The organism is Acinetobacter sp. YH12049 (assembly GCF_013419875.1).
GTDB classification, from domain to species: Bacteria; Pseudomonadota; Gammaproteobacteria; order Pseudomonadales; family Moraxellaceae; genus Acinetobacter; species Acinetobacter amyesii.
Genome location: NZ_VOZH01000073.1, coordinates 1 through 7,520, shown reverse-complemented (window position 1 = coordinate 7,520; position 7,520 = coordinate 1). Strand labels below are relative to the sequence as shown.

Sequence of the window (7,520 nt, the reverse complement as noted above, 5' to 3'; positions counted from 1 at the left end):
TTTTCGCAGGTCTTCCACGGGCCGCCATCGCATTCTCCAGCATAAAATGGGTGAGGTTTTTATGTTTTCAGTTTAGCATAGGCCGGCACGGGAAGAATTAAAAAAAATGTGGGAACATTTTTTTTAATTCTTAAGCTCGTTTCCGTGTTTTTAATTCGATATAATTACTACGCAATTATATCGAATTAAAAACACTTCTCCTCGTGCTCCGCAGGCTCTGCGAGGCTCCGTGAATTTGAAGGTGGGAATATGTTCTACTGCAATCTGGAACACACAACAAAAAAGGCCGTGAAGACCCGATCCGGAAAAGTGAAAAATGGTGCCACGGCCAAGAACCGGTTTCATTACATTAGCCGGACTTCGCATTTCAGAAATTACAAAGAAAGTGCTTCAGAACAGATTGAGTTTGTCAGATCGGGGAATATGCCGAATTTTGCTGAAGGGAAGCCGGCTGAGTTTTGGGAAGCTGCTGATATTTATGAACGAAGTAATGGCCGCACCTGTTCCAGTATGGTGGTGGCCTTGCCCAAAGAGCTGAGTCAGGCACAGCGGATTGAACTGGCCGAGCAATTCATTAGTGAGTTTGCAGACAGTTACCGCTATCCATTCACCTGTGCCATTCATAATCATGCTGGGTCCTTGGGAGGGAAAGAGCAACCGCATTTGCATTTCATGTACAGTGAGCGGCATGTGGATGGCATCGAGCGGACAGCAGAGCAGTTTTTTAAGCGTTATAATCCGAAGGATCCGCATAAAGGCGGGGCACAGAAGTTAACAGCTGATGTGTTAGGCATGGGAAAGGCGCAGCTGCAGCTGTATCGGCAGAAGACTGAAGAGCTTATTAATGAAAGTCTAAGGTATTATGCTCCCACCAAGATGGTGGAAATCCGGGGCATTCAGGTCGAGGTCCCTAGCCTGGTCAGCTGTTTATCCAATCAGGAATACAATAAGAAGCATGGCACACAGCTGAAGGATGTGCCTGTGATGAATAAGGCCGTCCGTTTTGCGCGTGAGAAAGAGCCAGCGTTAGTGGCCGAACGGGAAAGAATGACTGCTGAAATTAACCGGTTACGTGCTGAAAATAATTATGAGTTGTATCGTCCATTTTATGAGGCTGAATTAGAGAATCGAAAAACCATTGAAGAACAGCAAAAGCAAGTCGAGACTCCACGGACACGGCAGCGATGGTATGCCCAAGAAAAGTTATTGTTTTTACAACAGAAGATGCTGCAAACCTTATTGCAAGATCGTCAAACGACCCAACCGCTTAGGTTGATTCAGCATGATTTACAGACCTATATAGACCTTTTGAATACCGAGTCCTTCGATCGAGTCGAGAGGTTCGAATACTTAAGGGATCTTGGCCAACAATTAGAGGGTTCAGTTATTCAGATCGCCTCTATTGATGAAGAATTGGCATTTATTCAGCGGCAAGTCATCGAACGTGTGCCTTTGCAAATGAGGGAAAAGGCTATCGCTCCTGAAAAGACAAGGAATCAAGATAAGGATAATGGTTTTAGTCCTCGCTTTTAAGCCGATTATTTAAGGCACGCCACTGCATAAGCAGTACTGCTTCTTCATCTTTAATTGTGGTTTCTCCAGACTGGATCCGCTCAAAGCGTTCCCAGGATCTTTTTTCATGGGCTTTTTTTTCTTTGGGGTTCATGCCAAAGGTGGTGATAGATTGGGCTGTTGCCCAATCCTTACGATCCATTTCTCTGAGATGCTCACTTGTACTGAATTTTTTCATGGAAAATACTTCCTATAAGGGGTTAACCGAATTATTTGATATCTAATTCCCTAATGTGACAGAACCTAGAATTCCAACTATTAAGCCAAATGCAGAATCTTCTACTTGTATTTTAATAGATCATTCTACTTTTAGATTCTTTTATTTATAGGGAGGTTACTATAGTAAGGCTATGATTAATATAGTTTTATTGGGCTTACTGGCGAATTTTAGTTTCTTGAAGAAAAAGTAATATATTATTTATAAATCAATAGTTTATAAGATTAGTGGCGAACTTTAGATGACAATCTTCTAAAATTGTCATCTAAAATTCGCTCATAACTCATATTTTTTATTTATATCAATATCTTATATGTTGTTTTTTAAGCCTGATTAAATAAGCCTCACAATAGCAATAAATAAGTATAAAGAAACAAGTGCAGCGGAAATTTTAACCCTCTAATTCTTTGTTATTAAAAGCATGCTCAAAGAAGCAAATAAACAATTAGAGGGTTATGCTTTTCTCATCCAATTCACTACACTTTCCATTGTATAAATCATATGAAGCGTGGACACTAGATCCGCGCTTTTTTGAATTTCGCATAAGAGATTTTATGTTAAATAGATTATCGCTATACAATTTTTAGTCTAGGGTAAATTTCTATTTTTGCTATACTGGATCAGAAACAGGAGAGTGTTATGCAAACTCAAACTCAAACTCAAACTCAAACCCTAAGCTTAAGAGAAAAGGCCCGTCGTTCTTTTGAAGCCCGTAAGAGCGATCATCAAGCTAGATTAGCATTTTTAAAAGATGCAAAAATTCTTGATTCAAGTGGTAACTACAATGAAAATTTTTTTTCTAAAGCATCCACTAATACTGATCAAGCTAGAGCTAAATAATTAAATGTATAATCGTCGTTCTAATTTAGTTCTTGGTTTTCATGGTTTAGATGAATCCATAGGCAGACGAATAATTGCTGGTGAAGATGAATTACTTCCTAGTCAAAATGACTATGACTGGTTAGGTCATGGCATCTATTTTTGGGAAAATAGTCTTGCACGTGCTCAAAAGTGGGCTGAGCAACAAAGCACCAGAGAAGAGACCAGTGTAAAGAAACCTTTTGCTATCGGTGCAACTATCGATTTAGGAAACTGCCTCGACCTTCTCGATCAATACTGGTTAGATTATGTAGGTGATGCATATACATTTATGGTAGAAGAGTTAAAAGCAGAAGATAAAGAAATACCTAAGAATACTGCTTGGACATCTACTGATATAGACTTTAAGAAAAGAGAATTGGATTGTGCTGTGATTTTATATGCTATTCAAATGGCTGAAAAAGAAGGGGAACCATTTGATTCTGTAAGAGCTGCATTTTGGGAAGGAGAAGACCTATACCTTAATGCCGGTTTTAAACAACACAGTCATATACAAATTTCAATTATCAATCCTCAGTGCATTCGAGGAATTTTTCTTCCTAGATATGAGAGTTGATGTTATTTAAAATTTTAAAGTTTAGATTATATCTAAACTTTAAAATTTGGATGATATGATATTTCTGATCAGCATTTTAATGTTAATTAAAATGGAAAATCATCTGAAGATAAAGAGCTATATTCTATTTTAGGTTTCAAATTAGAAAAGGTGATTTCTAAACTTTCTACCAGGTTTTTAGCATTATCAATTAACTCTGAAATTTCGTCGTCTTTAATATTTATAGATTCTCTTTCTTTTGTGATACCTGCTCGATGAACGCAATCGTGACGGATAGAGACTGCTTTCCCAAACCATTCAATATCTCCAAAATCATGATCTAAAACAGATTTAAACATTTTTCTTATTTTATCAATACGATGGAAAATTACATCATTTAAGTATTTACTGACATGCTGTTCGATAAGATCTTCTTTATTTAGAAGATCTGAAATATCAAATTTCAATTTTTTGAGATTTGGATCAGTGAAGCATAGTTTATTAAATAGTGCTTTCGAGTTTAAAACGTTATGAATAAATGATGCTGACAGATATCCTTCTATAGCAGCTACAATATGTGCATATATCATAGTGTTTAAAGAGATATTTAAAATTGGACTAACTTTGATAGATTCTTTTAAGTCTTGGACAATATCCAATTGTTTATAAAAAACTTCCTTATGTTCATTAGATTCAATAATCCATTGTAATTCTTGTAATTCATTTCTATTGTAATAAGGAAAGCCGCAGTTAATATATTTTCCCGGGTCTTCTTGGAAGTAACAAGTTGCAGAATAGAAAGTATTAGAAACGATAATCGCGTGTTCATGACCACATCGATCACAATAAATTTCTGCTTCAACTTCAACTGTACTGTCTTTGTTTTTTTCTGCCATAAAATTAGGATCTGGAACATAAACAACAGTTTCAATATGTTGAGAACACTGATTGCATTCAAAAGACACATCCATTACTAAGCTTTCTAAATCTTCACAATATTCCATAAAAATCTGCCCCTTAAAACTTAAGATTATCTAAAATTAACATAATACACCTTATACGAAATGTGTTCTAATTCTCTTTAGAAATCAGTGCAGTAGGTTTCCATTTTTAGCCCTTCTATACCTAGATGGGCTTTTTTTATGATTTTTCACGTTCCACGCTTATTATTTGATCAATGTTTCACGACTTTGTTCATATCAGTTAAACAATCGTAGTTAATCATAGGGTCTAAAAAAACGGCTCCAAAAGCCCCTTTTCTCCGGTTCCTGGTCAATGTGCTCCGGTACTGGAATCCGCTTATTTTCCACCTGCTCCGGAGTAGTCAATCCGTCATCTTTCGGCTGAGTTTGGATCTCTACTTCTACAGGAGTTTCTCTTGGTTGAGTAGTCAATACATCATAGTTCGACTCACTTTTTGACCTAGTATCTGTTGCTATATCTAATTTTGGGTCGATAGAACTAGTTGTATAAGCTTTTGGAGCTTCTAGTAGGCGTTGTATTGCTTCAATTTGCTCATCTTTAACGTGTAACTGATCATTCTTAGCTTTTAGTTCCTCACGTTGGAACTGCTCACGCTCATGAGCCTGTTCAAGCTGTTTTTGAAGCATGTAAACCTGCTGTTCTAATAGGTGAACTTCTGACAACTTTCGTGTTTCGGTTGTCTGTGAACTGTTTACATTTCTAGAAGGTTCACCAAAGACTCGAATAGCTTCGGAAAGATCAATTTTACCGTCACTATTTTTACTTAAATTACCTTTATTAACTTGCTTATAAATGGCTTGACGAGTTATTCCATAGAGATTTGAAAGCTCAATAACAGATAGTGATTTCATCTTGTAATTTTGGTTGTCCATTATGTGAACTAAAATACATTAACAAACAGTCAACTGCTACATACACAATCGACCTTTATGCCTTAAAGCCTAAATTTTTAAGATGAGGAATAAGTTGTTTTTGTTTTATTGGATCTCGCAGCATATCTTTAATTTTAATAGCTAAGTCGTCATAACTTTCACCTTGTTGTGCTAGGTGAGATACTTCATGTAAGCGTGAAAGCTGATTACCGAACATATTAATTTGTGAATCTGTCAATTTATAAAAATTATTCTGTTCGGATTTATGCTCAATACTTTTTGATTTTTCTTTAAACGTGAAGTGAATGTGTGTGACTTTTCGACCTGTCTTTATTTGCTCGTAAGATACATTTAAAGGGCTATGTTCATTGATTTGAACTACAGCAGTATCAATAACCCATCTCTTTAAATCAGCAGACAATGGATATCTTTTCCCTAACTCCAACATACTTCTTAGAGATTCGATGGAAATCTCTCGTTTTCCTATGGAACGATATTGGCTTAGTAGCTCATAAATACGAATAGCATATGCGCTACTCATACCAGCAATATCAGATAGCGAATACTTAGTGAATTCACGGCTTAGATTAGAAATGAACGGCAAAATTTCTTTAGAAAACCGAATTCCTACAACGCTTTTACTTTCTAAAAAGCGTATGGATTGAATCCATCTCATTTTGATTGACTCATCATCAATAGCTAAATTAATTGATCTGTCATATAAGCGGTTTACACCATCTTTTAGATCTCTATAAGCTGTTTTTTCATGAACCCCAAGTTTTTTTAAATCATCAATAGTTACGCGATAAATTTCATCATCTGTAATATCTTCAGCCCGACTAATCTTACTAATAGCTGCTAAGACAATCCGTTGTTCTGTTGAGCTGAGTTGATATGAAGCCTCAATTACTTGATTTGATTTAACTACTAATTCTTTTTTAGATGTACTCATCATTTTTAATTCGATAAACTAACTATGAGTAATATAATTCTCTCATATTTGGTAGTCAATCCCTCATAGTTAAGTAGTCAATCCCTCATAGTTAGTAGTCAATCCCTCATAGTTAGTAGTCAATCCCTCATAGTTAGGAGCTGAAAGCCTTTCTGTTAAAGCCTTTCAGATAGCCTAAAAGATTTAAAAGATTTAAAATATATTAAAAAGGAAAGAATGAAAAATTGCCCTATGTTTTCGCTACGCTCAAACTCTATTGAATCTCGCTATCGCTCGATTCTTGGGGCAATTTTTAGTAAATCTCGTTATGACTTTAAAAAAAGCACAAACAATTCGGAATTCGCTTCGCTTATAGTGCTTTTTTTACTCGCTTTCGCTCGTTCTAGAATCAAATTTTGGCATTTGATTTACGCTCTTTTAGATTTCACATACTAAAAAACAGTTTTTCAAAGAGTCGAAGCGCGAATTTTAGTTATGCCGCTCGTAGACACTCGCTCGGTATATACCTTCTAGGTATATTGTGAGTTTTGAAATGGATCTTGATTTGTATTTTTGCAAAATAAGCTAAATGCTCTTGTTTTGCGATTACAGCCACTTTATTGATTTAGACGTAGCTAACTCAAAAATTGGTTTAAAAGTGGCTGTAATCGCATTTTATTGCGGTTTTAAGTGACTATCTGCTTCAAAGATATAAAGTTCTGTACCGTGGTCATCATATTCACATAATCCTTCAATAACTTTGATAAACAATTCTCTGCTTCGAAAGTAGTTTTCAGTTCTTGGATGAATATATTGATAAAGCGTGGTGTTACTGACCATTCTGAAAAAATTTTGGTTATTGACGATGGTATTTTTAACTTTTTCTGGATCTATATTTTCGGTTGATAAATTAAGTTTGTTCCAGGCGGCTAGTACTGCTCCACCTAAAGCATATTTGAGCTGATTTTCTGCATTACGTTTCTTTTGGGCGTCTGTCAGTTCTTTATGACTTTTTTGCAAAATTTCGCGCTTGTGTTCATTCTCCAGCCGGATCCGGTTTTCCAAGGCTGCTTTTTCAATTTTCTGGTAAGACTCCAGGGCACGATCCAGGCGGAAGAAATTATCCTGATCCATTTCCTGTGTCAGTAATGCCAGAATTTCTGTTTCGTTGGCCAGAAGGGGCTGCTGGTTTTTATCCTTTAGCTTGATCTGTTCAATGAGGGCCTGTCTTTTTAAAAACTGGTTTTTATCACGGTCTGCAGCTTTCAGTAGATTGAGCTGTTTGTCATTGAAGATGCCATTTGCTTGTTGAAGCAAGGTCAAAGCCTGCTGCTGGTTTTTCTTGAGGAAAGGGAGATTTTTAAGGAACTGCTGTAATGTCATGAGGTCATTTGAAGTGAGTATTTTCGCAGGTCTTCCACGGGCCGCCATCGCATTCTCCAGCATAAAATGGGTGAGGTTTTTATGTTTTCAGTTTAGCATAGGCCGGCACGGGAAGAATTAAAAAAAATGTGGGAACATTTTTTTTAA

8 protein-coding genes are annotated in these 7,520 nt (G+C 36.3%); 3 read left to right on the top strand and 5 right to left on the bottom strand.

The features are described from left to right. Positions 1 to 249 precede the first annotated feature (249 nt). Positions 250 to 1,533: a MobA/MobL family protein gene (locus FTU05_RS16925; RefSeq protein WP_005175445.1), complete on the top strand. Its 1,284-nt coding sequence runs from the start codon at positions 250 to 252 to the stop codon at positions 1,531 to 1,533. On the opposite strand, the gene FTU05_RS16920 is transcribed toward FTU05_RS16925, so the two are convergent. Further along, complete coding sequence (locus FTU05_RS16920) at positions 1,517 to 1,750, bottom strand: hypothetical protein (RefSeq protein ID WP_180166135.1); 234 nt, start codon at positions 1,748 to 1,750, stop codon at positions 1,517 to 1,519. The two genes, FTU05_RS16925 and FTU05_RS16920, sit on opposite strands and share 17 nt — an antisense overlap. Before the next feature lie 678 nt (positions 1,751 to 2,428). On the opposite strand from FTU05_RS16920, the gene FTU05_RS16915 reads away from it, so the two are divergent. Together FTU05_RS16915 and FTU05_RS16910 are read left to right on the top strand one after the other, a co-directional pair. Beyond that, complete coding sequence (locus tag FTU05_RS16915) at positions 2,429 to 2,629, top strand: hypothetical protein (RefSeq protein ID WP_180166133.1); 201 nt, start codon at positions 2,429 to 2,431, stop codon at positions 2,627 to 2,629. Positions 2,630 to 2,633: 4 nt separating this feature from the next. Then, positions 2,634 to 3,224, top strand: coding sequence for a hypothetical protein (locus FTU05_RS16910; protein WP_180166131.1), 591 nt, complete (start codon positions 2,634 to 2,636; stop codon positions 3,222 to 3,224). A gap of 86 nt (positions 3,225 to 3,310) precedes the next feature. On the opposite strand, the gene FTU05_RS16905 is transcribed toward FTU05_RS16910, so the two are convergent. The 4 genes from FTU05_RS16905 to FTU05_RS16890 all read right to left on the bottom strand — a co-directional run bounded on the left by FTU05_RS16905 (position 3,311) and on the right by FTU05_RS16890 (position 7,421). After that, positions 3,311 to 4,207: a hypothetical protein gene (locus FTU05_RS16905; protein WP_180166129.1), complete on the bottom strand. Its 897-nt coding sequence runs from the start codon at positions 4,205 to 4,207 to the stop codon at positions 3,311 to 3,313. 213 nt (positions 4,208 to 4,420) lie between these two features. Continuing rightward, positions 4,421 to 5,038, bottom strand: a complete 618-nt coding sequence (locus FTU05_RS16900; RefSeq protein WP_026040226.1) for a plasmid replication DNA-binding protein — start codon at positions 5,036 to 5,038, stop codon at positions 4,421 to 4,423. Between the two features lie 76 nt (positions 5,039 to 5,114). After that, complete coding sequence (gene repM / locus FTU05_RS16895) at positions 5,115 to 6,014, bottom strand: replication initiation protein RepM (protein WP_004763517.1); 900 nt, start codon at positions 6,012 to 6,014, stop codon at positions 5,115 to 5,117. A 651-nt stretch (positions 6,015 to 6,665) separates the two neighbouring features. Further along, entirely contained in the window at positions 6,666 to 7,421 is a 756-nt protein-coding gene (locus tag FTU05_RS16890; RefSeq protein ID WP_005175443.1) for a hypothetical protein, read from the bottom strand. Between the last annotated feature and the right edge of the window lie 99 nt (positions 7,422 to 7,520).

What these genes read in the sequence shown, in the direction of transcription:
- FTU05_RS16925 (WP_005175445.1), top strand. Translation starts at nt 250, where the DNA reads ATGTTCTACTGCAATCTGGAACACACAACAAAAAAGGCCGTGAAGACC.
- FTU05_RS16920 (WP_180166135.1), bottom strand. Translation starts at nt 1,750, where the DNA reads ATGAAAAAATTCAGTACAAGTGAGCATCTCAGAGAAATGGATCGTAAG.
- FTU05_RS16915 (WP_180166133.1), top strand. Translation starts at nt 2,429, where the DNA reads ATGCAAACTCAAACTCAAACTCAAACTCAAACCCTAAGCTTAAGAGAA.
- FTU05_RS16910 (WP_180166131.1), top strand. Translation starts at nt 2,634, where the DNA reads ATGTATAATCGTCGTTCTAATTTAGTTCTTGGTTTTCATGGTTTAGAT.
- FTU05_RS16905 (WP_180166129.1), bottom strand. Translation starts at nt 4,207, where the DNA reads ATGGAATATTGTGAAGATTTAGAAAGCTTAGTAATGGATGTGTCTTTT.
- FTU05_RS16900 (WP_026040226.1), bottom strand. Translation starts at nt 5,038, where the DNA reads ATGAAATCACTATCTGTTATTGAGCTTTCAAATCTCTATGGAATAACT.
- repM (WP_004763517.1), bottom strand. Translation starts at nt 6,014, where the DNA reads ATGATGAGTACATCTAAAAAAGAATTAGTAGTTAAATCAAATCAAGTA.
- FTU05_RS16890 (WP_005175443.1), bottom strand. Translation starts at nt 7,421, where the DNA reads ATGGCGGCCCGTGGAAGACCTGCGAAAATACTCACTTCAAATGACCTC.